We start from the raw sequence: 23612 nt of genomic DNA, 5'->3' as shown, positions 1-23612 counted from the left end.
CCAATATATTACTTACTAATATGCAATAATGATGCGCATGGACGTTCTAACTGGCATGCGTGTCTTCAGCGCTGTTGTGAATGCAGGCAGCTTCGCGAGCGCTGCGGAGAAACTGGGCCTATCGAGTGGCATGGCGACCCGCTATGTCGCCCAGCTCGAGGCTCACCTCGGTTTGCGCCTGCTTAATCGCACGACGCGCAAACTGTCCTTGACAGAGGCAGGCGCCGACTACCTCGAGCAGTCATCACAGATTCTTGCAATGATCGAAGAAGCTGAATCCTCCGCGGCTCAGCGAGCCTCGGTTCCCAGAGGAACCTTGCGGGTGGCCACATCGGTCGGACTAGGCGTGCTTGGCATGGGGCAGCTGGTAACTGAGTTTTTGGGCAAGCACCCTGGGCTCAAGGTGGACCTCGTTCTCAATGACCGAGTCGTGGACCTGGTCGAAGAGGGATTCGATGTCGCGATCCGAATGGGGCCTCGCGTTGATCCTGGGCTGGTAGCTCGCAAGATTGCCGATGTTCGCATCGTCGTGTGCGCGTCGAAGTCTTACCTCAAAAAACAAGGCGTTCCGCAATTGCCGCAAGATCTAGCCAGCCACAATTGTCTTACCTACTCGTATTCATCTCAGGAAGGAGACTGGCCATTCATGCGTGATGGTACAGAAGAGAAGGTACGGGTTTCTGGCACGTTTCGGGCGAACAACGGTACCGTATTGGTGAATGCAGCGATTGCAGGGCTCGGTATCATACGCCAGCCGGACTATCTCGTTAGTGACGCGATAGATCGAAAATTGCTGGTCCCAGTGCTCCCGGCTTGGGACGCGGGAGCGCATGCCATATACGCTGTCTACTCAAGCAGAAGATTCCTGCCGACGAAGGTGCGAGCCTTAATCGACTTTCTGGTTGAACGCTTCGAGTAGATTTCAGCAACCTTCGAGCTACTCAAGTATCGCCAATACAGTTTCATCTGCCGATCTACCTTGCTGTCCAATGTATTGGCGGCACTCGCCGCGAACACACTGCGTCAGCCATCTCTCTACGAGGTCGTCCTGCGGCACGCTGCGCGGCCAATAGGGAGTTACGATAGCGGCAAGGACGGCGCGCATGCGGCCGTATTTCTTATAGATTTATTGGATATCACATTTTTCTACGTTCAGAAATCACGACAGAAACGTAATGCAAAAATGCTCACCAGTCCTTCCACCTTGCCCTTGGCGGGGTGTCCGAATTTGTCTTCAAACAGGTAATAGCTCTGCAACTCGGCAAACGCCTGGGTCCGTCGACACTGGCCATCGCCCAATATCTTGGCGACCACAATCCTGGTGTTGTCGTACAGAATCGATTGCGGCACGCCACCGAGAAACGCGAAGGCGGCAAGATGGCCGTCCAGAAAGGCTTCCGTGTCTTCGGTCGGATATCCATCACAAGCCTTCGCATGTAAATTGGTTTGATCGCATTGGCGATGTCGGGGTCATCTCAGTAAACCAACACAATTTGTTAATTAATGTTAATTAATTGAAATTTCTGTGGAAAAATTGATTTTTAGAAAGTAATCTTTATTTCACTTCTTCGAATTCGGGTCCTCTGTCTTTGAGAACTTGAAATGTTGCAGTACGCAATTCGACCCTGTTGGGAGTGCTCCCTTATGCAATCGAACAACAGTACTTGCATAGATAAAACATTCCATGCGGGAGACACATTGCGTAAATTGAATTTCGCAAACGGACTCACAGTTTGGAACGACTTGTGTCTCACCAAGCCAAGCAAATGGTCCCAGTTTGTCACGCTGACTTTCCTTATCCTTTCCATTATTCTTTTCCCCCTCACCGTTTCAGCGCAATCTGCGTCAGCGGATACTGCGATGGAAACGGCACGGCAATGGCTAACTTTGGCTGATACCCAGCAGATCAGCCAGATGTGGGAGGAAAGCGATGCGCTGATGAAATCAAAATCAGAGCAAAGCGCCTGGATCAAATACGTCAACGATATGCGCATTCGACTGGGAGCATCGCCCAGCCGCCGCATTTGGCAATCGATGGAACATCAAATTGATAATCCGAGTTTACCTCGGGGTGAATTCGTCAGTGTCACCTTCATTTCCGACTATCCCAAGGCGTCCTCCTGGGAGCGCGTTTCCATGATCTGGAAAGACGCGCGCTGGGTCCCGGTTGGCTATCAGTCAGGCGTAGCATCTGCGGCGGCGAAATAACTCACTGCAAATTTCCAAAAATTATTTTCTGTAGTGCCGCACCTCATTTTCATCCAGGCGATCGCTCCGACTCATTTCAGCGAAACGCTCCAACGTCAACAGAGGAGATCATGAATAAATCTTATCGGATTGTTTATAGTCAAGCGCTTGGCAATTGGATTGTCGTATCGGAACTCACGCCGGGCAAAGGAAAGTCCAGCCATTCGGCGCAGACACCAAGAAAATCACGTTTGTTGACCACGATTGCAGCCGCGATCCTGTTCGCTTTCAGCGGCCCCATTTTTGCTGGCACAGCTATTCAGATTGACCAGATAAGCGGCTCGTCCGCAACAGGCACCGGCGGCAGCGCTCCAGCTACAGCAGGCTCATTTTCGATTGCCATTGGTGGCGGCAGCGGCGCCAATGCACAGAATATTAGCGTCGCCATCGGTGATGCTTCCACCGCGACAGGGACCAACTCGGTCGGCTTGGGTAGACAAGTCAATGTGACTGGGAATAATGGCACCGGAGTCGGCTGGGCAGCGGTAGTGAGTGGCGCGAATGCCACTGCGGTCGGGCAGAATTCCAAAGCCACCAACACCGGCGATTCGGCATTTGGCTCCGCTGCGGCGGCCACAGGCGGTTCTAGCACGGCACTTGGCACAGGCGCAATCTCTTCCGGTACCAATAGCATTGCAGTTGGTTCAACTACGATTGCTTACAACACCAATGGCATCGCCATGGGCAGCGGCGCGGTTGCTGGCGTCAGCGGCTCGGCCACCATTGCCAATGATGTCGCATTGGGTGCTGGCGCGTCGGCGATAGGCGGCAACACAGTGGCCATCGGTGGCAATGCCGCGTCTTCGGGCGTGGATAGCTTAGCCCTCGGCCATAGCGCTGTCTCTAGCGGCCCGACCAGCGTTGCGATCGGTTTTGCAGCGGCCGCTTCCAACACCGATGCCACGGCAATCGGGAACCAGGCAAAAGCAACCGGCGCGCAGGACACGGCGATTGGCGTGACCTCTGCGGCGACGGGTGGCAATAGTACTGCGGTTGGTAATCATGCGCTCTCATCAGGAGGCAATTCCACGGCAATCGGTGCGACGGCCAATGCTTCAGGTGGTCAGGCGTCCGCTTTGGGTCTGGGTGCTACTGCAAGCGGAACCAACGCTACGGCTTTGGGGATCGGCACGGTAGCGTCGAATTTCGGCAGTACGGCGGTGGGTAATCAGTCGCAGGCTACTGGTCTGAGCGCGGTAGCCTTGGGTAGCTTCACTAATGCCGGAGCGGCAAGCACAGTGGCAATTGGCGATACATCGTCAGTAGCGTCAGGTGCCGGCTTGGGTTCTACCGCGATCGGCTACAAGTCGAACGTGACCGGTGGTACAGGCGCGGTAGCAATCGGTAGTCAGCAGACAGCAAGCGGCAATGGTGCGGTAGCGATTGGTGATCCAAATTCAGCCACCGGCACCGGTGCTGTCGCAGTGGGTGCGAACAACACCGCCAATGGCAACGGTGCGTTGGCGCAAGGTAGCGGCAACACAGCGACAGGCCAAGGTTCGGTGGCGTTGGGTAATGCGTCCACAGTTTCGGCCGCCGGCGGCATTGCGTTGGGCGATACCGCTACGGCATCCGCCGCGAAGGGCGTAGCCCTGGGTTCCGGCGCGATCGCTACCAATGCAAACGATGTTGCCTTGGGCGCAGGTTCGACGACGGCAGCGGCAATAGCGACAGCAACCGGTACCATCAACGGCACTACATACAACTATGCAGGTATTACGCCCACCAGCACGGTGAGTGTAGGAGCATTGAGCAGCGAACGTACTATTACCAATGTGGCTGCAGCTCGTATTACTGCGACCAGCACCGATGCGGTGAACGGCAGCCAGTTGTTTGCCACCGACACGGCAGTGACCAGTCTTGGCACGACAGTCAATAACATCACCAACGGCAAGGCGGGGCCATTTGTTTCGGATAACTCGGTAACATCGACCCAACCGGTATCGTCAGGAGCGAATGCTTCGGCAGGTGGCTTCGGCGCCACGGCTACGGGTGGGGCCTCAACGGTGTTCGGTAATCAGGCCACTGACAACGGTGTCGCGAATTCCACCGTGCTTGGCCAAGGCGCCAGCATCAGCAGCGGCTTGACTGGTTCTAACGTCGCCTTGGGCCAGGGTTCGACTGTTACGGCAGCAGCGGTACCGGTTGCCGGCGCCACGATTGGCGGCACAGCCTACACCTTCGCTGGTGCGACGCCAGCGGGCGTGGTCAGTGTGGGTTCGGCGGGTCAGGAACGTCAAATCACCAATGTCGCTGCCGGCCAGTTGTCGGCGGCATCTACTGATGCGGTCAACGGCTCGCAACTGTTCGCAACCAATGCCCAGGTTACGAGCAACACAACGGCCATCAACAATATCGCCAACGGTGGCGGCATCAAGTACTTCCACGCCAATTCAACCCTGGCGGATAGCAGCGCCACGGGAACCGACAGCATAGCTGTAGGCCCTACTGCCAGCGCCAGCGCCATCGATGCGATGGCTCTGGGCACGGGTGCAACTGCGGCCAATGCAGGTGCCGTCGCCTTGGGCGCAGGTTCGACGACGGCAGCGGCAGTAGCGACAGCAACCGGTACCATCAACGGCACGACATACAATTATGCAGGTATTACGCCCACCAGCACGGTGAGTGTAGGAGCATTGGGTAGCGAACGCACTATTACCAATGTGGCTGCAGCTCGTATTACTGCGACCAGCACCGATGCGGTGAACGGCAGCCAGTTGTTTGCCACCGACACGGCAGTGACCAGTCTTGGCACGACAGTCAATAACGTCACCAACGGCAAGACGGGGCCATTTGTTTCGGATAACTCGGTAACATCGGCCCAACCGGTATCGTCAGGAGCGAATGCTTCGGCAGGTGGCTTCGGCGCTTCGGCTACGGGTGGGGCCTCGACGGTGTTCGGTAATCAGGCCACTGACAACGGTGTCGCGAATTCCACCGTGCTTGGCCAAGGCGCCAGCATCAGCAGCGGCTTGACTGGTTCTAACGTCGCCTTGGGCCAGGGTTCGACTGTTACGGCAGCAGCGGTACCGGTTGCCGGCGCCACGATTGGCGGCACAGCCTACACCTTCGCTGGTGCGACGCCAGCGGGCGTGGTCAGTGTGGGTTCGGCGGGTCAGGAACGTCAAATCACCAATGTCGCTGCCGGCCAGTTGTCGGCGGCATCTACTGATGCGGTCAACGGCTCGCAACTGTTCGCAACCAATGCCCAGGTTACGAGCAACACAACCGCCATCGGCAACATCACCAACGGCGGTGGTATCAAATACTTCCATGCCAATTCGATACTGGCCGACAGCTCTGCCAGCGGGACAGATAGTATCGCAGTGGGCCCACTCGCTAGCGCCACTGCCGCCAATTCAATGGCGTTGGGTAATGGTGCGGTAGCGACCAATGCCGGATCGGTGGCATTGGGAGCAGGCAGTACCACTGCGGCGGCTGTGGCCACCACTGGGGTAACACTTAATGGCACGTCCTACACGTTTGCCGGCACCGCACCAACCAGCACGGTAAGCGTGGGTTCAGTTGGGGCGGAGCGTACGATCACCAATGTCGCTGCCGGCCGCCTGAGTGCCACTAGCACTGACGCCGTCAACGGCAGCCAGCTGTATGCCACCAACACTGCCCTCGATAACATCGTCAACAACGGTACCGGCATCAAGTACTTCCACGCAAGTTCGACATTGGCTGATAGTACGGCTACGGGCACTGACAGTGTGGCAGTTGGTCCGACAGCAAGCGCCAGCGCAACGAATTCGATGGCTCTGGGCACGGGATCTACCGCGAACTTTGCCAACAGCGTTGCACTGGGCGCCGGATCCGCTACCAGCGTAGGCGCCCTCACCAACTATGTCGGGTACGCGTTGAAAACAACGCAATCTTCAGTAGGCGAAATCAATGTCGGCAATCGGCAGATCACCGGCGTGGCGGCGGGTGTGGCGGCTACCGATGCTGTCAATGTCAGCCAACTCATGGCCGTTGCCAGCCTGATAGGGACCTCGACCGGCCCTACCAACACTGCCAACGCGGTGACTTATGATCAGACTGGGAAAACCAGCGTAACGGTGAACCCGGGCGGCGCTCCCGCCCAATTGCATAACATTGCCAGCGGAGTAGCAAACAACGATGCAGTCAATGTCTCGCAATTGAATGCCGGTGTAAGCAGCGCTGTATCGCAAGCTAATCAGTACACCGATAGCAAGCTGCAAAATATACAAGGAGAAATCGATTCGAATCGACGCGATGCTGATGGCGGTACTGCTGCAGCGATGGCAGTGGCGGGGCTACCGCAGCCAACGTCCCCAGGGAAAAATATGGTAGCGGTGGCTGGTAGTACCTATCAAGGGCAAACTGGTTTGGCTTTAGGAATTTCAACTATTTCCGAGAACGGCAGCTGGATTTACAAAGCCGCTGCCACAACTAGCAGCCGCGGTAAAACAGGTGGGGTGATCGGAGCCGGCTTCCAGTGGTAAAGCAACTTCACGACTCGATCCGAATTGTTCGAGCCGTGACATCGCGATATTCAAAATTGATATGTATCCCTTGGAGAAAAATATGAAACAACGATCGATGGACGTGCGGAGTGTGCCGAAAACGATGCTCGCTGTTTTTCTGGCAATTGCAGCTGGTTTGGCATTCGCGCAAAGTACAGAAGTCAAGTTTCCCGACCGAGATTCTGCCATGCATAAAGAAGGAATCTTTGTATCTGTTGAGAACTTGCGCAATGTTGGCCCAGGTTTGACAAAAAATCAGATGTACGACTTGCTTGGGCCACCTCACTTCCATGAAGGAGTTTTTGGGGTGAAAGTCTGGAACTACATCTTCAATTTTCGTCAGAACGGAGGGGTTGTTACTTGTCAGTACCAGGTTCAGTTCGATAAGGACAAGTTGGTTCGCGAAACATATTGGAAATATCCGGCATGCGCCGATTTTCTGAAGGAGAAGGTAGTTGCCCCTGTTGTTGTCCCGATCGCAGCAAAGCCGGAAAAAATGCGGCGTTATGATTTATCTGCCGATACATTGTTCATTTTCGGCCGCTCGGATCTGGACGACATGCTGCCGGCTGGCCGCAAGCAGCTGGATGATTTGAGCGACAAGATCAAAAGCAATACCGCCGCATTGAAGAGAATTACGATTACCGGTCATACCGATCGTATAGGCTCTGAAGCCAGCAATCTGCGTCTGTCCCTGGCGCGTGCCGCGACTGTACGTGGCTATCTGAGATCGCAAGGAATCGACGGCAATCTGATACAAATTCATGGTGTCGGCGCAAGCCAGCCGGTGGTGACGACTTGCGCCCCAGGTAAAAGCGCCGCAGTCATTGCCTGCCTGCAGCCTAACCGGCGCGTGACATTGGATGTGAGTAGCGAATAGATACTGATGAAATGAGTTCTGTCACTTAACGACACTCGTTCATCTTAAACGGCGGTATCGCAGGAAGGCCGCTGAATGCATGCATCGAAAGGCTGATGTCGCTGGCAAGTGGTTACCTTCCTGCAACGGGTTATAGAGGATGCGGCTTCGTCGGTTGCCTTGATGATCCGTAGTCACGAGTTTGATCGACTTGATCGACTTGATCGTCTCGGCGAGATGAGATGAGATGAGAACAAGCTAAAGAATTTCGGCGCATTGTTGAAAACTAACGTGTATTGTGGGAAAGGTGGGGCTAAAAAACATACTTCCACTTTTCTCCGGCCAAATTTTTAGTACTCTTGAGATCGAAAGAAGCGGTTTATGACAATGCTTTGCCTATTATTTTGCGAGAAAAACATGATCTCATCAATACAACGACTTGGATGTGCAGGCCTGCTGTGCCTTGGTGGAATGTTGAATAGTGCCCCGGCTTTTGCTCAAACATCGCTACCTTCGCTGGATGCCGCGGTAAATACGGCCATGCAATGGGCGGCGTTGTCAGATTCGAAGCAGGCCGACCGCATGTGGAGTTTAAGCGGCCCCACCATGAAAAATAACATTAGCAAGGAGCAGTGGGAAAAATTCCTGACGGAGACGCAAACTCGGAATGGACGCATTACTGGACGCGAATGGGCACAAGTCGTCCGCGTTCCGAATCCCGCCAATCTACCCCCGGGAGAATATCTAAACGTGGTATTTGCGTCACGTTCGGACAAGATTCCGGTCGCGGTAGAGAAAATATCCCTTGTCCAGACAGGTGCTCAGTGGCTACCTATTGGCTATACTGTAGATAGAATAGACACGGGTGCCCTTCATTAGGAGTCGGATCAAACTCAAGTGATCAATGATTGGTTGACCAATCCGCAGACGTGCATCATCAAACTTGTATTGTTATTTCCCGCGTTGCAAAGCCCACGCCAACATTACGTCGAGCGCCGCGCATAGTGCCTGTCCCCACTCAGTTATCCCGTTTTCCACCTTGGACGGTAGCCGTGACGATCAGCGCCGTGTAATTGGAACACCCGTTTGGCCAAATCAAATCCGTGAATGTCGATATCCATGAGAGACCTCTACACGTAAATTGGATGAAACTTGGCTCGATTGGAGACTGCAGTGGCCAGCTGATTATATTCAACAAAAACAAGCAAATGATTCAATATCGCGCCTAATTAACAAAATCCTCGCTTGAACGGAAAATACCTTCATTGGTTGTTGAATTGCGTGGAATTCTGACCCTAAATTGGACTGAACCCCTCGGGCTGGGCCAAGGTTGATCGAGAATCTAAGCCGCTTGCAGAGCGTGTTGTACCTCGAATTGGTTCGGTGATTGATAGCCCAGCACTGAATGCATACGCCTTTCGTTATAAATCTGCTCAATGAAATAGGGCAATCTGCCCGCTATATCATTAAATGTTTCATAGCCGGCCAAATAGATTTCTTCCACTTTCAGCGTCTTCATGAAGCTCTCGGCTTGTGCGTTGTGATACGGATTGGCCGGAGCGCTCATCGATCCAATTAATCCCAGTTCGGCCAATGCGCCACGGTATAGAGCACTGGCATACTGACACCCGCGATCTGTATGATGAATGCAGGTGCCTGCTAAAGGTTGCCTGGCTGAATAAGCTGCGTTCAATGCGGCAAGAGCGAGCGGCGTATCGATTCGTTTAAATAAAGCATAGCCGATCACTTTGCGACTACAAGCATCCAAGATCACCGCAAGATAGATGAAGCCGGGCGCGATGCGAATGTATGTAATATCTGCCACCCAGACACGATCAGGCGCCGTTGGGATGATATTGCGATAAAGATTCGGGAATACCGCCAAGTCGGCCTCGGCTCCCGATGTCAGTTTAAAACTTCGCCGGCGCCGGACGTTCAAGCCATTCTCCTTCATTACTCTGGCGACGCGCTTGTGATTGATGATATGGCCCCGAGCCTTGAGTTCCAAGGTGACACGGCGATAGCCATATCCAGGAAATACGTCATGGATATCGTCAATCAACGCGATCAGAGCAAGGTCGTCGATCTGCTCCTTTGTCTCGCCTGGTCGATAGTAGTAAGTGCTACGCGGCAGATTGATCATTTGGCATCCCCGTCGGATGGAGCCGGCCTCGGGCCGCTGATGATCGATGAATTCTCGCTGTCGTTGATGAGTCGTAGCCGAGGTGTTTTTTTAAGGAGATCGAGCTCCACGACGAGCTGACCGAGCTTGCGCTCCAAGGCCGCAATCTGTGCTTCGTACTCGGAAACGGTCGAAGCAGCAGCATCCTCTTTATCCAGCTCACCGCGATCAAACTGCGTCAGCCACATCTGCACGAGGTTGGCTGACAGGTTATAGGTCTTGAGCGCCTCACGGCGCCCAAGTTTGCCAGTGCGAATATCCGTTCAAAGCTGGATTTTAAATTGCGGACTATGCCGCCGATAAGGTCCTCTTGCTGATATGATGTCGCTCCTCCTGAGAAGGCTCGACAAGCGTATCACTTCCTCCCTTTTCCTTGGCCCAGCCCGAGGGGTTCAGTCCAAAAGTGGGTCAGTTTTAGACGCAAATCAACATGTTGGTGAACAATCCTTGTGTCCGGCCTATTTCTGGTTACGATCACTTTGACGGCATGAGTCATGCATGTGGCACATCCGCTTAGTTTTCCCCATATTGTCCAAAAAATCAGCTAGTTTCCCAGAAAAACTGGTCGGAAGTTCCGCCTACCTTATCGACGGCCAACTTAAAAAGTCCACACCAGCATTCTTGATCGCATCAGGTAGCCAGTCTAAAGTCTGTCGCGGCGTTCCTTTTGTGAGACCGTACTCCCATATCAAAAACACCCGCCATCCTGTCAGCCGCAACTCTGAAATATGACGCAAGTCGCGTGCCTGTGTCCCCAAGAACCTCTCCTGCCATTGGTCGTGACGATCATCAGGCATCGAGGCAAAACTGTGGATGAGTCTATCAAATACCTCGTTCGTGAAATTTTCTTTTCCAATTTTTCGGTCATGACAGAATGTGTGAAGAGATCCATGTACCAACTGTCTGATCAAGGTCGAAATGCAAAGGGAAAATCGCAGTATTATTTATAATCGGGATCTGTTTCAGTTCCTTCGAGCCGGCGAGTGATAGTGTCTTCTGCAAGAGGGCGGCTCTGAAACCTGATCGGAGCTAAAGGTTCACCCGGCGACAACACTTGCAGCCGCCTATATAGCGCGCGCGTCTCAAGTAGATTCCACACCCGCAGCATTGCCTCGATAGTATCGAAAGGCTTGGTCAAAAAATCTTTCGCCCCCAGCGACAAGGCGCGGCGCTTCGCTTCCATCGTTGCGTCCGCGGTGACAACCAGCACCGGACGATAGTCATATGGATCGCCGCGGCGCTTCAGCTGCTCAAGTACGGCATAGCCGTCAAGCTCCGGCATCATCAGATCCAATATGATCAAGTCGGGGTCGAACGCAGCATACAGATCCAATGCCCGTTGCGCATCGGTCGTGCTGACAACGTGGGTCAAGCCTTCCCGCGTGAGCAAGTCTTCCAGCAAACGCAGGTTCGCAGGCTGATCATCAATGATGAGCACGCGCGAAGAAAGTAAATCGTCTTCATTCATTGGATAATCCAATCGAGCAGTTTAAAGAATTGTTGCGGATTAAGCGGTTTGGCCAGGTAGCCTGCAATAGCGCTATCGTTCAGCAGCGAGATCGCCGCTGAATCCTTGTCTCCGTTTAGGATCACTACAGGAATCTGCGCCAGGACTGCATCGCCGCCTATCGCGCGCAATAACGCCCCTCCGCTCAAATCCGGCAAAAGAATATCCACCAGCAGCACGTCCGGCAAACATTGCCGCGCAAGCTGCAAGCCTTCCTGGCCGGTACTCGCCGTGTACAGGCGCCAATGCGGCCGCCGCGCTGCCAATGTCTCGATCAATGCCCGGTTGGACGCATCGGGTTCTATGCATAGCACGGTACGCGTAGTGGTTGGTTCCAGGGGATGAACGACAGGCGTTCCTACTGTAACCACAGGTACCGCTTGTGCGGGCAGTACCGAATGAGGCAAGCTAAGTGTAAATACAGTTCCTTTTCCCTGGACGCTATCGGCAATGATGTCACCGTGCATCGCTTGCATCAGGCTTTTCGAAACCGCCAAGCCCAATCCAGCACCTTCGCTAGCTCCCCGCTCCGCCCCCAGGCGGTCGAACGGCGTAAACAGGCGCTCCGTCAAATCGGCGGAAAGCCCTGGACCATCGTCCTCTATAGCGACACTAACCGTATCGCCATATGCAGCGACTTGAATGCGTACCTGTCCATTTGGCGAGTTGTACTTGATTGCATTGGACAACAGGTTCAATAATACTTGCATCAGGCGTTGGCGATCTGCCAGCACGGCCAGCTGATCAGGGCATACAAGCTGATCTAAATGAATCTTACGCTGAGCGGCGAGCGGCGCAACCAAATTGAGTGCTTCCGCTAATAATGACGCAAGCTGAATCGGCTGTACTTGGATGGAGAATTTACCGGCCTCGATGCGAGCAATGTCCAATACTTCATTGATCAGTGTCAGCAAATGCCGGCCGGCTCGAGTGATTTGTGCTGCATTCTCCCTGGCGCGGATATTGGCTTGATCGTCCTCCAGCAATTGCGCGAAACCCAGAATGGCATTAAGTGGGGTCCGCAGTTCATGGCTGGTGCGGGACAAAAATTCAGTTTTTGCCTGGCTTGCAGCCTGCGCCGCGGCGGCACGGTCGGCCAGCAGCAGACTGGCTTTATGCAGGCGCTCGGCAAGTTGTCCAAGTTCGTCGGCTGCAGCGTCGGTCGGCTCAAGCTGCATGCCGCGCGCCAGTCGTTCTGCATTGTCTGCAGCGAACCGCACCCGCCGCACCACGCGCATCATGAACATCAACATGGCGCTCGCGCCGATGATACCGACCAGAATAGTCGCCAGATTCATCAGCAGGTTGCGATGCAGCGCAGCTTGAACGGCAGCAGTGCGCTGTTCTACCAACTCCGATTCACGCACAGTCATCGCGCCAATCTGTGTACGCAATTCGTCGAGAATTTTTTTGCCAGCCAACAACTGGGTGCGCAAATCATCAGGAGTTGCGCCATCCAGGTTGCGCAGCACGTCCAGGCTGGCGAGTTTTTGTTGTATCAAAGATAGCACGCGTCCCAGACGCGCCACTTGAACCGGATCACGCACGTTCGCCTGCAATGCCGAAATGGTCACCGGAAGTTGTGCCACGGCCGCATTGTATGGCGCCAGGAAATCGTCCCGGTCTGTCAGCAGGAAACCCCTTACCCCGGTCGCAGCTTCAGCAATTAGTGTGTGGAGTGATTGGATATCGGATTGCACTTTCAGCGTGCGGCGCATCTCCGCGGTCGAGTCGGCAGTTTGTTGTTCAAGTTTGTAGCTGGTGATCACTGAGCCTAGCAACATGATGAGCGACGAAGCGATGATTGCACCGCTTTTGAACGCAAGCGACCAATCTTTCCAGCCTCGGTAAAATTTTCTCATGCGTCGAGTCCATAGTCCGCTGCGCAGACGGCGGCTTGGGTGCGATCCCTGAGATCAAGCTTGTGCAGGATACGCTCGACGTGGATCTTGACGGTGCCGGTGGCAATGCCGAGTTGTTCGGCCATCGCAGCATTGGTCAGGCCGCGAGGCATCAACGAAAAAACCTGCAGTTCGCGCGCCGTAAGCGTTTTCAGCTCGGCTGCCTTGTTTCCTGAAATACGAGCTGCAGGCTTGCTTGTCACGAGCAGAGCCATCGCTAGCATGGTGCCGAGGATTTGCAGCGTAGCGAGATCGTCGGCATGTGGCGAAGGTACCTGACGTGCGCTGATCAACGCTAGCGCTCCTACGTTCTTGCCGCCAAAGCACAGTGGTATCAATACTTCCAGTCCCACCGTCTTTTCGCGGCCGATTCGCAAGCTGCTCTGTACATCCTGCCGGACTAGCGGCAACTGCCTATCCTGTAACAGGGTACGCAATGCCCCATTGACTGCCAGGCGAGCGCCGACAGGGGGCACCGGACCTTGCCCGGCATAAACGTGCAATCCGTCGTCCTTCACAAAGAGCAATACGCCGTCTTCCACCGACAGCAATTCAAGCGCTTTACCGAGAATTATCGCGAGAGCTGTTGCTTGATTGCCGTCCACAGCGAGCGCCCCACCAGCATCGGCCAATAAACGCAACCGCGTGGCGCTGCCTTCCGCATGGCGATACCGCACGCGCGCAGCCCTGGCATTCAGAGGCGTATCGGATTGGTCAGCAGGTGTCTTCATTAAAAAAATCTATTTGTCGTCGGTAGCTGAATTATATGCCAATCGGCATAGTATCCATCCCCCAAGCAGCTGATTTCAACTGGCGATTTCATATCCATACTTCACTCGTCGTCGCTTCCATTGCTGCGGCACTCCGATTGTTTTTTTAGAGGGCAACATGAAAAAAATCCTAGTAATCACAGCACTGCTTATCAGTACCACCGTATACGCAAAAAATGTCGAGACGCCAAGGGTCTACCGCGAAGTAGCTGCGGCGCCGACGAATTCTCGCGAAGCCGAAGTTGCCGCGCTGTTCGATCGATGGAATGCGGCTCTTGCCACTGGCAACGCCGATCAGGTTACCAAGCTGTACGCAGCCGACGCTGTATTGGAGCCGACTGTATCAAACGAGGTTCGGACTACGCCTGCCGAGATAAAGAGTTATTTCGTAAAGTTCTTGCAGATGAAACCGCAAGGGACAATCAATTATCGGCAAATCCGTTTCCTCGGCGATAACGCGGCGCTTGACACCGGGGTATATACATTCAACCTGACGAAAGACGGCAAGGCTAAAAAAGTCCACGCGCGTTATACCTATGTATATAAGAAGGTCGACAGCGATTGGAAGATCTTAAATCATCATTCGTCTATGATGCCGGAATTGGCGAATGACTGATGTGCAAAGGGGAGTCTTGATTTCTCCGAGTTGATTTACGAAGACGCGATTGTCCGTTCAAAAGTCTGAAGCACACCAGCTAGGCAACAACCAGTTCTCTGGCACGCATCGGGGCATGGCTGCTGTCGGCCCGATGCTGGGCAAGATGATGGAAGTCTCCAAAGGGAGGTTCGCAATCACCCGTGCCGATCATTACATGGCCAATGGGGATGGGGTCGCTATCACCCTGGAGTTCGCTGGCGAGGCCAACGGCATCAAGCTCAAGCAACCTGGCATGGACTTAATCCGCATTGAAGGTGGCAAGATCGTCGAAGTCCGGCTGTTCTCCAGCGACCAAAATCAGGAAGACGTGTTGTGGGGGAAGTGATCCGTTTCGCATTGCACTGCCCGTGTCGAAGCAATTGGCACGGGCGGGCGCTTGCCATTTTTACTACAACCCAGAAGTGGTGTGAGGTTAGAAGACCTAAGACTCGGTCCGGATTAGTCCGAGTTCTATAAGGGCGAATGTTACGTGGGATCCTTCTCGAAAGCGACGGTATCCGGTGGCGGCTGAACCCATGGATGCCTGCGGCGATCATAGATTGAAAGCTGAGGCGGCGAAAACCCAGGATCGGAAAAGTGCCCACGGCGACACTTACGCGTCCAACTAGCCCTTCTTCGGTGTGGAAAAGGTTGGTTCCACAGACTGGGCAGAATCAGAAAATGAACTTTGCCCCTTGATCGCCGGTGCGGACAAATTCGGTAGCTGAACCAATGACCTCGTAGGGAGCAACAAAACCCGCTAGGGCAGCGAAGACACTGCCAGTTCTCTGCTGAGACGCAAGGCAGTGGTGACCCGCCCGGGGATTTTCAGACCAAACTAATCTAGAGATAATAGGCTTCTCAGACGAGGAGTGGGCCAATTCAGCGCGCAAACGAACAATCAACTGGTAATACGCGCTGGCAGCCTCGGTTAAAGCTCTTCCCATTCGCCATTTGCGACCATTTTATTATGCACGCTGTTGCTTGCCAAAAGTCCGATTCGGCCCTGCTGAGCGCGTCGTTGAGTTTCCGCTTGGGTGAACGATCCAGGTGGTTGAGCGGCAATCGACACTGCGTCTACTCCATACTCGCCATTGAGTTTGAACACCCTGACCACTTGCGCCAGATTATCGGCCTGCTCTTGTAGTGACAAGGTCGCGGCCGCAGCTTCTTCCACCAATGCCGCATTCTGCTGCGTCGCCGTGTCCATCTCGCCAATGGCCTGATTAATCTGCTCGATGCCAGTCTCCTGCTCTCGGCTGGCAGAGGTGATCTCGTCCATGATGTCAGTTACCCGCTTGACGCTGGCGACAATCTCGCTCATGGTGCTGCCGGCTTGATTCACCAAGGTGCTACCAACGTCAACTTTCTCGACCGAATCGTCAATCAAGAGCTTGATTTCTTTAGCTGCACCGGCGGAACGTTGCGCCAGGTTGCGCACTTCTGTCGCCACCACGGCGAAACCGCGCCCCTGTTCGCCCGCACGGGCAGCTTCGACCGCCGCATTCAACGCAAGAATATTGGTTTGGAAAGCGATACCGTCGATCACGCCGATGATGTCGACGATCTTCCGCGAAGAATCCTTGATTGAACTCATGGTATCAATCACCTGAGATACGACCTCCCTTCCCTTGACCGCCACCTCCGATGCAGATACGGCTAACCGGTTAGCTTGATACGCATTATCTGCATTTTGCTTAACTATGGAGGTCATTTCCTCCATCGAGGACGCGGTTTCCTCCAGCGAACTCGCCTGCTGCTCGGTGCGCGAAGAAAGATCCTGGTTTCCACTAGCGATCTGCGCCGATGCGGTGGCGATGGTATCGGTACCGTTACGCACCTGGCCGATAATATTCTCCAGGCTACCGTTCATATCCTTCAGCGCCCCCAACAATTGTCCTGTTTCATCCGTCGAGTTCACCACGATGGTGCTGGTGAGGTCGCCGTCCGCAACCTTGCGAGCGATGATGACGGCTCCGCTCAGCGGCCGCGTAATGCTGCGCGTCGTCAGCACGCCGACGAGAATGCCAATCAGAGTGGCGACAATCGAGAGTACCAACACGATCATGCGTGTTTCACTGGCTTGTAATTCAGACGCTTTGCCGGATTCCTCCATCAGCCCGGATTGAAACTTGGCCAGTTTTTCGAGAGTATCCTGATAGCTCAATTGCACTGGACTCAAGTCGTCGAACAGGACGCTCTTTGCTTCCTCCCTCTTATCGTCCTTCACAAGCTTGAGGAAGGTGGTTCTTGAGGCTACAAATTTTTGCCTGATTTCCGTTAATGCCTTGAGAAGCTCACGGCCATTTTGGCTAGTAATGGTTTTGTCCAATTTATCAATGGACTCAGTGATGATTTTAGAATTTTTCTCGATGCCTGAAAACTCCTTCTTCAGGCTATCGGGATCCGTCACCAGAAGGATATTACGCAGGGAGTGCGTGGCTTCATTCAGCTCATCCTTGATCATATGGATGAGAACCGTTTTTGGATAACGGTCCGTATTTGTCAAATCGATATTTTCACTCAACCCGCCGACACGAACATAGGAAAGGGTCGCGACCACTAACAGCAATGTGATGATGGCACTAAAACCCAGAAATAACTTCTGACCGATTTTCAGATTTCGGAGATTCATTCTATTTTCCTTAGTTAATGAAGTGATTTCATGCCCCGTACTTCGCTGATGCTGCCCCAGTTGCCGGCACTTGCTTATCAATATCAATCAGATACAAAAAGCGTTCCTCCAGACTGTTGGACTGCCAGACTCTATTAGTCATTCAATACAAAAAATCTCGGACCGAAATATTACCGCCAACGACATTCCTCAGGCGGGATACCAATTCATAGCACTAGGTCGGAGTGTTGTGCAGGCTTTACGTCTTTGAGTAGAAATAGGAACGCGTTACCCAGCTATTTGGGCGCCACACATAGGGTAACGGCAGCGTCCTCAAAAAACTTAAGGTACAGGGAAGTCGATTTGATGTTCTGTTGCCTTGGAAATCACCTCTGAAACACCAAATTTCGCAGTAGATAGCCCATCTGCACCAGACGATGATGTATAACGATAAAGCGGAATCACAAGGAACAGTTGCCCCGCCTGTAGGCGCAGGTGCTACAGGTCTAGCCACAAGCGAAGATCACAATATGCAGCTCGACCAGCACCTCCAACTCCACGATCAAAAGACCGGCGAGATGCTGGCGAGTCGACTCTACAAAATCCACTATTCAGGTGCTGTCGTTGAGGGCCGCTCGGATGCATCAAGCTTTACTAGAAAAATCATCGACAACGAAGCCTAACAAGTGAAAATTGAAATCATTGGTGAGGGTGCTTAATATTAATTATTGAATGTGTCTCGCTATCTTCCCTCCGCGGGGTTCAGTCCATTACCTCATAAAGTTGGCAATTTTCTAGCTGAGTGCATAAAGGAAAATACCAATCTGCTTGGCTTTTAGACACCGATACGCAATTGCAACCCAGTATTGCTATAAAGCGGAGTCGCGGAGAAACCGTGTACAGAAATCGTATCGAATTTCCCTTTAAAACTGGTCGCGGCAATGATGTTGATCGTGTCGCCGACGGCTGGTTTATAGCCTCCCTGGAATTTGACATGAAGAATGCCGCCGGCAGCGGTCATTTTTCCGGCGACGGCAAGCGTCTCTTGCTGAGCGCTCCCTACATTCAGTTCCAATGTGCTGTTCGCCAATTGCGTATATTTCCCGCGGATTGCCAGTGCGCCAGGCGCATTGCTTGCCAGCGTACCGCCGCTGACGTACACATCGCCCGCACCAAACGCTGACACGGAATCCGCTTCCAGCGTCCCCGCCTCCAATTGCGCGCCACCGCTCCAGGTATTGTTGCCGCTTAATTTCAGCGCTCCGCTTCCTTGTTTCGTTAGCTTGCCCGCACCGGATATATCGTTCCGCCAGTTATCGACGGCGTAAAAACCTCCCTTGCTGGCGTCCATCGATACAACGACATTGCCATTGAAGACCGCCGGATCGCCTCATGCCCTTGCGCAAAACGCAATCTGCTACAACTGTCCGCCCGAATGGGCTGACTGGGCAACGCAGATCAAGGCCATCAAGGACATGACCGGCATCGGCCATATGGATCAGATAGGTCTGGCGCAGCCGCAGGCATTGGCTGACGTGGTGCGTCGCCACCCGCAGGTTGAGCGCATTCTTTGCGGCCATTTGCACCGAAGCATCCAGGTGCGCTTCGGCGGTACGATCGCCTCCACCTGTCCCGGCGTCGCGCACCAGGTGGCGCTGGATCTCAGTCCGCAGGCCGCCTCGCAGTTCGTCATGAAACCACCGGCATTCCAGTTGCACCTGTGGGATGCGGAGACCGGCCTGATCAGCCATACCGCCTATGTCGGAGAGTTCGATGGGCCCCATCCGTTTTACGATGACGATGGTCTGATCGATTAAACCAGGCCTTAACGGAGCGTCAGTTTCAGCGCCGGTTTTTTGGCCGTAGTCGTCGTAGCGTTCATATGCATTTATGCTGGCCAATCCCTCTTGTCTTTCATTGTCTGCCGTAGCGCTCTAGGATTCTTTAAAGCTGGCTCAGAAGTACCGACGACCATTTTCAAGCTGCTTGAAGAATGATCGCGATCCAAAGATGCCCGTTCCTTACGCGCGCACGACGGCACAGATCGCGTAGGCGTTTGTTGTGTCCGAGTCTGCACGTGGCCTGAAAACAGTCAACAAAAATAAGGCGGAACCAGTCAAGTCACTCAGGCGTTTTTTTAAATTTGCGGTTTCCTACTTGAAAATATATGAAAATAAATTGCGGGTGCAGAGTCATTGTTCTCGCTTTTTTTATGCAGCAGCTTCGATAGTTTTTTTCGACGCTTTCTGAAAGCGGCGTCGCAGCCATTGCTCGAAGTCATCTACGTAGGTGAACACCACGGGAATCACCAGCAGGCTGAGCAAGGTAGAAATCAGCAGACCGCCGATCACAACGATCGCCATGGGCTGACGGAAACTAGGTTCTGCGCCTAAGCCAAGTGCATTGGGCAGCATGCCCGCGCCCATCGCAATGGTAGTCATCAGGATCGGACGGGCCCGTTTGTGACAGGCGTCAATCAGAGCTCCCATTCGGCTCAAACCATGTTTGCGTCGCGCCATGACCGCGTACTCCACCAGCAAGATCGAATTCTTGGTGACGATACCCATCAACATCAACAAGCCGATTACCGCAGGCATGGAGAAATTCATCCGTGCGGCCAGCAACGCAAATAACGCGCCACCTAGGGACAATGGCAATGCGCACAGGATCGTGACCGGTTGCAGGAAATCATGAAACAGCAGCACCAACACCGCATAGACGCAAAAGATGCCGATCGCCATCGCCAGACCAAAGCTTTGGAACAGCTCACTCATGTTTTGCAGCTCCCCCCGTTCGACTTGATGTACGCCCGAAGGAAGGTGTTTCAGGGCAGGTAATTGTTTCGCCTCATTATCGACGTCGCCCAGTGCACGGCCATTCAATTCAACCGACAATGTGATATTGCGCTCGCGATCGATGCGGTCGATCTGCGCCGGGCCGCTGCCCATCGCCAGTTCGCCGACTGCAGCGACGGTGACCTTGCCATTGCTGCCAGCAACGCGCAACAGCCCGATTTCGTCCAAGCTCGCGCGCTGAGACGGGTCGATGCGCGCACGCAAGGCGATCTGGCGTTCTGGCAAGTTGAGTTTGGGCAGCGAACTGGCGTAATCGCCATAGGTGCCGATGCGTATTGCGTCGGCTACCGCGTCTGCTGTGATGCCTAACGCCGCAGCATGCGCAACATCAGGTTTGAACTGTACTTCGGGTTGTCGCAGCGCTGCGCTGGAACTGACATTACCTAGCCCATGTAACGTGCGCAACTGACCTTCCAGCGCCATGGCTGTTACTTCCAGTGCGTCCGAGTTACTTCCAGCCAGCGTGATCTGGAGTTTCCCTCCACTGTTGCCGTCGCCGACAGCAACACGGACACCAGGCAACTCACGCAGCAGACGGCGCATCTCGTCTTCCACGTCGAACTGCTTTTTATCTCGCTCTCCGCGTGGCACAAGATCAACAATCAACATCGCCTTGCGTATATCGTTGCTGTTATCGCTACTGCCGCTGCCAACCGCGGCAAACACATTCTTCACGGTGGGCAAGGTTCGCAGGAGTTGCTCTGCCCGCAAACCCAGCTCACGAGCTTCCTTGATGGTGCTACCTGGTGCCAGCTCGATCGTAATTTGCGTCTGCGCCTTGTCCTGGGCTGGAAAGAACGCAGTCTTCAGCGACAGAATCATCAATGCCGACAATACCAGGAACGCGCCGGTAGCCAGCGCGATGCGGCCGCGGTGGCTCAAGCTGCCGCGCACCCAGCCAAGGTAGTGCGTCATCAGCTTGCTATCATGCTCTTCGTCGACGGTGGATTTCAGCAGATAAGCCGCCATCATAGGCGTCAACAGGCGCGCCACCAGCAGCGACATGAGCACAGCTACCGATGTGGTAATGCCGAACTGGCGGAAAATCAGCCCTGGAATACCCGACATGAATGCCGTCGGTAGGAATACCGCTACCAGCGTGAAAGTCGTGGCGATCACCGCCAGACCGATCTCGTCGGCGGCTTCCATTGCGGCCTGGTATGGAGTCTTTCCCATGCGCATATGGCGCGCAATGTTTTCGATTTCGACTATGGCGTCATCGACCAGGACGCCAACCACAAGTGACAGCGATAGCAGAGTAACCGTATTGAGCGAGTAGCCTGCTAAATAGATAAAGCCGAAGGTCGGAATGATGGACAGTGGCAGCGCCGCCGCTGCCACTAGTGTGGCGCACCAATCACGCAAGAACCACCACACCACGACGATGGCCAGCAATGCGCCTTCGATCAGAATTGCCATCGAACCATGGTAGTTATCCTCGATGGATGAAACTGTATTGCTGGCTTCAGCGAGCGTGACTTCTGGATGCGCCGCGGAGAATTTTGCGATTGCCGTGCGCAGATCGCTCAATACGGTGACGTCAGAATTGCCCTTGGAACGGGTGATCTGCACGCCGATCACTGGCTTGCCGTCGCGATACGCATAGGAAGTACGCTCAGCTGCGCCGTCGCTGACACGGGCAATTCGATCCAGCCGCACCCGACGGCCGTCGCCTGTAGTGATGCTAAGCGCCGCCAGTTCTTGTACTGACCCCACACCTGCAAGCGTGCGTGCCGACTGGCGCTGGCCTCCTATATTTCCTTGTCCACCAGAACGGTCGCGCTGCATGGCCTTTAGCTGCGTAGACACCGTTTCGGTAGTCAGTCCCATGCCGGCCATCAATGCCGGATCGAGGTCGATACGAACCTCCCGATCGATACCGCCGACACGTGCTACCGAAGCCACGCCTTTGACCGCGAGCAGCGCCTTGCTCAAATCGTTGTCGACGAACCATGACAGATCCTGCTCGTCGAGTACTATAGAGGTCGCGGTGTAAGTCAGCAGCGCGGAGTCTGCTGCCTCGCTCTTGGAAACCGTTGGGTCTGCCATCTCTGATGGCAGGTCGGGACGTGCACTGTCAACCGCATTTCGCACTTCGCTGAGCGCAGCCTGTGAATTTTTTTCAAGTTTAAAGCTGACGCTGATACTGACAGAACCATCGGTAATGGTTGTCATGACATGATCAAGCAAGGTCAGCGAAGTCAATTTATCTTCGATCTTGCGCGCTACTTCATTCTCAAGCTGCGAAGGCGCGGCACCTTCAAGCGCCGCGGAAATCGTGATTGTAGGCAGGTCCATGTCAGGAAAATCCTGGATCTGTAGCTTATGGAAGCCGATCAGACCGAACACCGTCAGCAGCACGAAACACAAAATGGCCGGCACCGGGTTACGAATCGACCATGACGAAACGTTCATCATGTGGATTCCCATTTCGTCGCAGCTGCTTCGACCACCTTGACCGATACGCCGTCAGAAAGAAAAGCGCCGCCGCTCGCAACCACACGGGCCTTGACGTCAATCCCCGAGACCACCTCGACCCGGCCGTTCATGCGACGCCCTGTTACCACTGTCCGGCGCGCTACTCTGGCTCCATCGGCGCTGAGGACGTAGACGTCGTTACGGCCGTCGCGCTGTACCAGCGCCGATTCCGGCAGCGTCAGCGCTGATGTTTGCGCCAATTCGATGCTGCCGCTGGCGAACATCCCGGACTGGGAAACACTGCCTGCGGCCAGGCTCACGTACACAATCGCACGGCCAGTACTGGTGGACAAGGTTGGCGCCACCAAGCGCACCGTGCCATTGACAATTTTTCCAGCCGGTAATCGCACATGTGCCGGCTGTCCCACCTGCACCCGTGCAAGTTGCTGCGCATCGAGTTCAGCTTGCCATTCGATCCGTCCCTGTCGCACCATGCGGAACAGTTCCGTACCCGTACTCACCACGTTACCCAGCAGTGCCGAACGCGACGAAATGACGCCATCGTCGACCGCCACGACACGCGTGTTCGCTAACGTAATGCGCTTGCTTTGCAGATCGGCTTCAGCCGAATCCAGCGCAGCGCGATCGATGGATTCGGTAATTCGGTATTCGTCCATCTTCTGGCTCGATAACGCCCCGCTATCGGCCGCCATCTGCGAGCGCTTCAAGTCAGCTTGTGATTTTTCAAGGGAGGCGCGCGCCTGGATCACGGCACCTTCCTGCTTGCGGACATCAGCGGCGGCGCTGTTGTCCGCTAACCGCGCCAACAACTGGCCACGCTTTACCACACTACCGACATCGGCAAACAGCTCAGTAATGCGCAAACTGCCGGTCTCTGCGCCGATCACAGCCTCCTGCCAAGCAGCAAGGCTACCATCGGCCTGCACCATGTCCGGCCATTCTTGACGCTGGGGTTCTATCACACTCACTGTCAGCGCCGCCGGCGCTGCGGTGGATACGCTCTCTACCCTAGCTCCCGGGTGCTGTATCCACCAAAAGAAGAGGAAGACAAAGCCGGTGCCCATGGTAATCAGTATAGATTTCTTGTGGCTGAATATATTCACTGCGT

17 protein-coding genes and 2 pseudogenes are annotated in these 23612 nt (G+C 54.3%); 9 read left to right on the top strand and 10 right to left on the bottom strand.

Going from position 1 to position 23612, the window contains the following annotated elements:
• Positions 1-37: 37 nt before the first annotated feature.
• On the top strand, positions 38-919 hold the full coding sequence (locus tag CFter6_RS02710; protein WP_061542184.1) for a LysR family transcriptional regulator: 882 nt from the start codon (positions 38-40) through the stop codon (positions 917-919).
• A gap of 248 nt (positions 920-1167) precedes the next feature.
• On the opposite strand, the pseudogene CFter6_RS02705 reads toward CFter6_RS02710, so the two are convergent.
• Positions 1168-1437: pseudogene (locus CFter6_RS02705) on the bottom strand (IS21 family transposase); the annotation flags it as partial.
• Positions 1438-1644: 207 nt separating this feature from the next.
• Here CFter6_RS02705 and CFter6_RS02700 point away from each other — a divergent pair.
• The 4 genes from CFter6_RS02700 (at position 1645) to CFter6_RS02685 (ending at position 8478) form a co-directional block, all read left to right on the top strand.
• Complete coding sequence (locus CFter6_RS02700; RefSeq protein ID WP_061538643.1) at positions 1645-2208, top strand: DUF4019 domain-containing protein; 564 nt, start codon at positions 1645-1647, stop codon at positions 2206-2208.
• Between the two features lie 110 nt (positions 2209-2318).
• The gene (locus CFter6_RS02695; protein ID WP_082814565.1) at positions 2319-6719 is read left to right on the top strand and encodes a YadA-like family protein; all 4401 of its coding nucleotides are present in this window, start codon (positions 2319-2321) and stop codon (positions 6717-6719) included.
• An 82-nt stretch (positions 6720-6801) separates the two neighbouring features.
• Entirely contained in the window at positions 6802-7620 is an 819-nt protein-coding gene (locus CFter6_RS02690) for an OmpA family protein (protein WP_205631435.1), read from the top strand.
• A gap of 360 nt (positions 7621-7980) precedes the next feature.
• Positions 7981-8478 (top strand): DUF4019 domain-containing protein, encoded by a 498-nt coding sequence (locus CFter6_RS02685; protein WP_082814564.1) that lies wholly within the window; start codon positions 7981-7983, stop codon positions 8476-8478.
• Positions 8479-8941: 463 nt separating this feature from the next.
• Here CFter6_RS02685 and CFter6_RS02680 read toward each other — a convergent pair whose 3' ends face one another.
• The 5 genes from CFter6_RS02680 to CFter6_RS02660 form a co-directional block, all read right to left on the bottom strand.
• On the bottom strand, positions 8942-9760 hold the full coding sequence (locus CFter6_RS02680; RefSeq protein ID WP_236904718.1) for an IS3 family transposase: 819 nt from the start codon (positions 9758-9760) through the stop codon (positions 8942-8944).
• Positions 9739-9975, bottom strand: coding sequence for a hypothetical protein (locus CFter6_RS02675; RefSeq protein ID WP_236904500.1), 237 nt, complete (start codon positions 9973-9975; stop codon positions 9739-9741). Before CFter6_RS02675 ends, CFter6_RS02680 begins: the two co-directional genes overlap by 22 nt.
• Before the next feature lie 746 nt (positions 9976-10721).
• The gene (locus CFter6_RS02670) at positions 10722-11249 is read right to left on the bottom strand and encodes a response regulator (protein WP_061538639.1); all 528 of its coding nucleotides are present in this window, start codon (positions 11247-11249) and stop codon (positions 10722-10724) included.
• Complete coding sequence (locus tag CFter6_RS02665) at positions 11246-13150, bottom strand: ATP-binding protein (protein WP_061538638.1); 1905 nt, start codon at positions 13148-13150, stop codon at positions 11246-11248. The genes CFter6_RS02670 and CFter6_RS02665 overlap by 4 nt, the downstream gene beginning before the upstream one ends.
• A complete protein-coding gene (locus tag CFter6_RS02660; protein ID WP_061538637.1) occupies positions 13147-13920 on the bottom strand; it encodes a helix-turn-helix transcriptional regulator in 774 nt (257 codons plus the stop codon). The genes CFter6_RS02665 and CFter6_RS02660 overlap by 4 nt, the downstream gene beginning before the upstream one ends.
• Positions 13921-14077: 157 nt before the next feature.
• Between CFter6_RS02660 and CFter6_RS02655 the strand changes: the two genes are divergently transcribed.
• Both CFter6_RS02655 and CFter6_RS02650 read left to right on the top strand, forming a co-directional pair.
• A complete protein-coding gene (locus tag CFter6_RS02655) occupies positions 14078-14575 on the top strand; it encodes an SgcJ/EcaC family oxidoreductase (protein ID WP_061538636.1) in 498 nt (165 codons plus the stop codon).
• A gap of 49 nt (positions 14576-14624) precedes the next feature.
• On the top strand, positions 14625-14942 hold the full coding sequence (locus CFter6_RS02650) for a nuclear transport factor 2 family protein (protein ID WP_236904499.1): 318 nt from the start codon (positions 14625-14627) through the stop codon (positions 14940-14942).
• A gap of 585 nt (positions 14943-15527) precedes the next feature.
• Here the strand turns inward: CFter6_RS02650 and CFter6_RS02645 are convergent.
• Entirely contained in the window at positions 15528-17231 is a 1704-nt protein-coding gene (locus tag CFter6_RS02645; protein ID WP_082814562.1) for a methyl-accepting chemotaxis protein, read from the bottom strand.
• A 416-nt stretch (positions 17232-17647) separates the two neighbouring features.
• Between CFter6_RS02645 and CFter6_RS25445 the strand changes: the two genes are divergently transcribed.
• The gene (locus tag CFter6_RS25445) at positions 17648-17893 is read left to right on the top strand and encodes a hypothetical protein (protein WP_150118607.1); all 246 of its coding nucleotides are present in this window, start codon (positions 17648-17650) and stop codon (positions 17891-17893) included.
• A gap of 152 nt (positions 17894-18045) precedes the next feature.
• Here the strand turns inward: CFter6_RS25445 and CFter6_RS02640 are convergent, their stop codons facing one another.
• Positions 18046-18561 (bottom strand): autotransporter-associated beta strand repeat-containing protein, encoded by a 516-nt coding sequence (locus CFter6_RS02640; RefSeq protein WP_061538635.1) that lies wholly within the window; start codon positions 18559-18561, stop codon positions 18046-18048.
• Between the two features lie 127 nt (positions 18562-18688).
• Here CFter6_RS02640 and CFter6_RS02635 point away from each other — a divergent pair.
• Positions 18689-19027 (top strand): annotated as a pseudogene (locus CFter6_RS02635) (phosphodiesterase); the annotation flags it as partial.
• Positions 19028-19420: 393 nt separating this feature from the next.
• On the opposite strand, the gene CFter6_RS02630 reads toward CFter6_RS02635, so the two are convergent.
• Positions 19421-22480, bottom strand: a complete 3060-nt coding sequence (locus tag CFter6_RS02630) for an efflux RND transporter permease subunit (RefSeq protein ID WP_061538634.1) — start codon at positions 22478-22480, stop codon at positions 19421-19423.
• A complete protein-coding gene (locus tag CFter6_RS02625; RefSeq protein WP_236904498.1) occupies positions 22480-23607 on the bottom strand; it encodes an efflux RND transporter periplasmic adaptor subunit in 1128 nt (375 codons plus the stop codon). Before CFter6_RS02625 ends, CFter6_RS02630 begins: the two co-directional genes overlap by 1 nt.
• Between the last annotated feature and the right edge of the window lie 5 nt (positions 23608-23612).

This window comes from Collimonas fungivorans (genome assembly GCF_001584145.1).
In the GTDB taxonomy this organism is placed as follows: domain Bacteria; phylum Pseudomonadota; class Gammaproteobacteria; order Burkholderiales; family Burkholderiaceae_D; genus Collimonas; species Collimonas fungivorans.
The sequence above is the reverse complement of the archived record's forward strand: the minus strand, read 5'-3'. Positions and strand labels throughout refer to the sequence as shown.

Coding starts and splice junctions, on each gene's coding strand:
- CFter6_RS02710 (WP_061542184.1), top strand. CDS start 38: ATGGACGTTCTAACTGGCATGCGTGTCTTCAGCGCTGTTGTGAATGCA.
- CFter6_RS02700 (WP_061538643.1), top strand. CDS start 1,645: ATGCAATCGAACAACAGTACTTGCATAGATAAAACATTCCATGCGGGA.
- CFter6_RS02695 (WP_082814565.1), top strand. CDS start 2,319: ATGAATAAATCTTATCGGATTGTTTATAGTCAAGCGCTTGGCAATTGG.
- CFter6_RS02690 (WP_205631435.1), top strand. CDS start 6,802: ATGAAACAACGATCGATGGACGTGCGGAGTGTGCCGAAAACGATGCTC.
- CFter6_RS02685 (WP_082814564.1), top strand. CDS start 7,981: ATGACAATGCTTTGCCTATTATTTTGCGAGAAAAACATGATCTCATCA.
- CFter6_RS02670 (WP_061538639.1), bottom strand. CDS start 11,249: ATGAATGAAGACGATTTACTTTCTTCGCGCGTGCTCATCATTGATGAT.
- CFter6_RS02665 (WP_061538638.1), bottom strand. CDS start 13,150: ATGAGAAAATTTTACCGAGGCTGGAAAGATTGGTCGCTTGCGTTCAAA.
- CFter6_RS02660 (WP_061538637.1), bottom strand. CDS start 13,920: ATGAAGACACCTGCTGACCAATCCGATACGCCTCTGAATGCCAGGGCT.
- CFter6_RS02655 (WP_061538636.1), top strand. CDS start 14,078: ATGAAAAAAATCCTAGTAATCACAGCACTGCTTATCAGTACCACCGTA.
- CFter6_RS02645 (WP_082814562.1), bottom strand. CDS start 17,231: ATGAATCTCCGAAATCTGAAAATCGGTCAGAAGTTATTTCTGGGTTTT.
- CFter6_RS25445 (WP_150118607.1), top strand. CDS start 17,648: ATGATGTATAACGATAAAGCGGAATCACAAGGAACAGTTGCCCCGCCT.
- CFter6_RS02640 (WP_061538635.1), bottom strand. CDS start 18,561: ATGGACGCCAGCAAGGGAGGTTTTTACGCCGTCGATAACTGGCGGAAC.
- CFter6_RS02630 (WP_061538634.1), bottom strand. CDS start 22,480: ATGAACGTTTCGTCATGGTCGATTCGTAACCCGGTGCCGGCCATTTTG.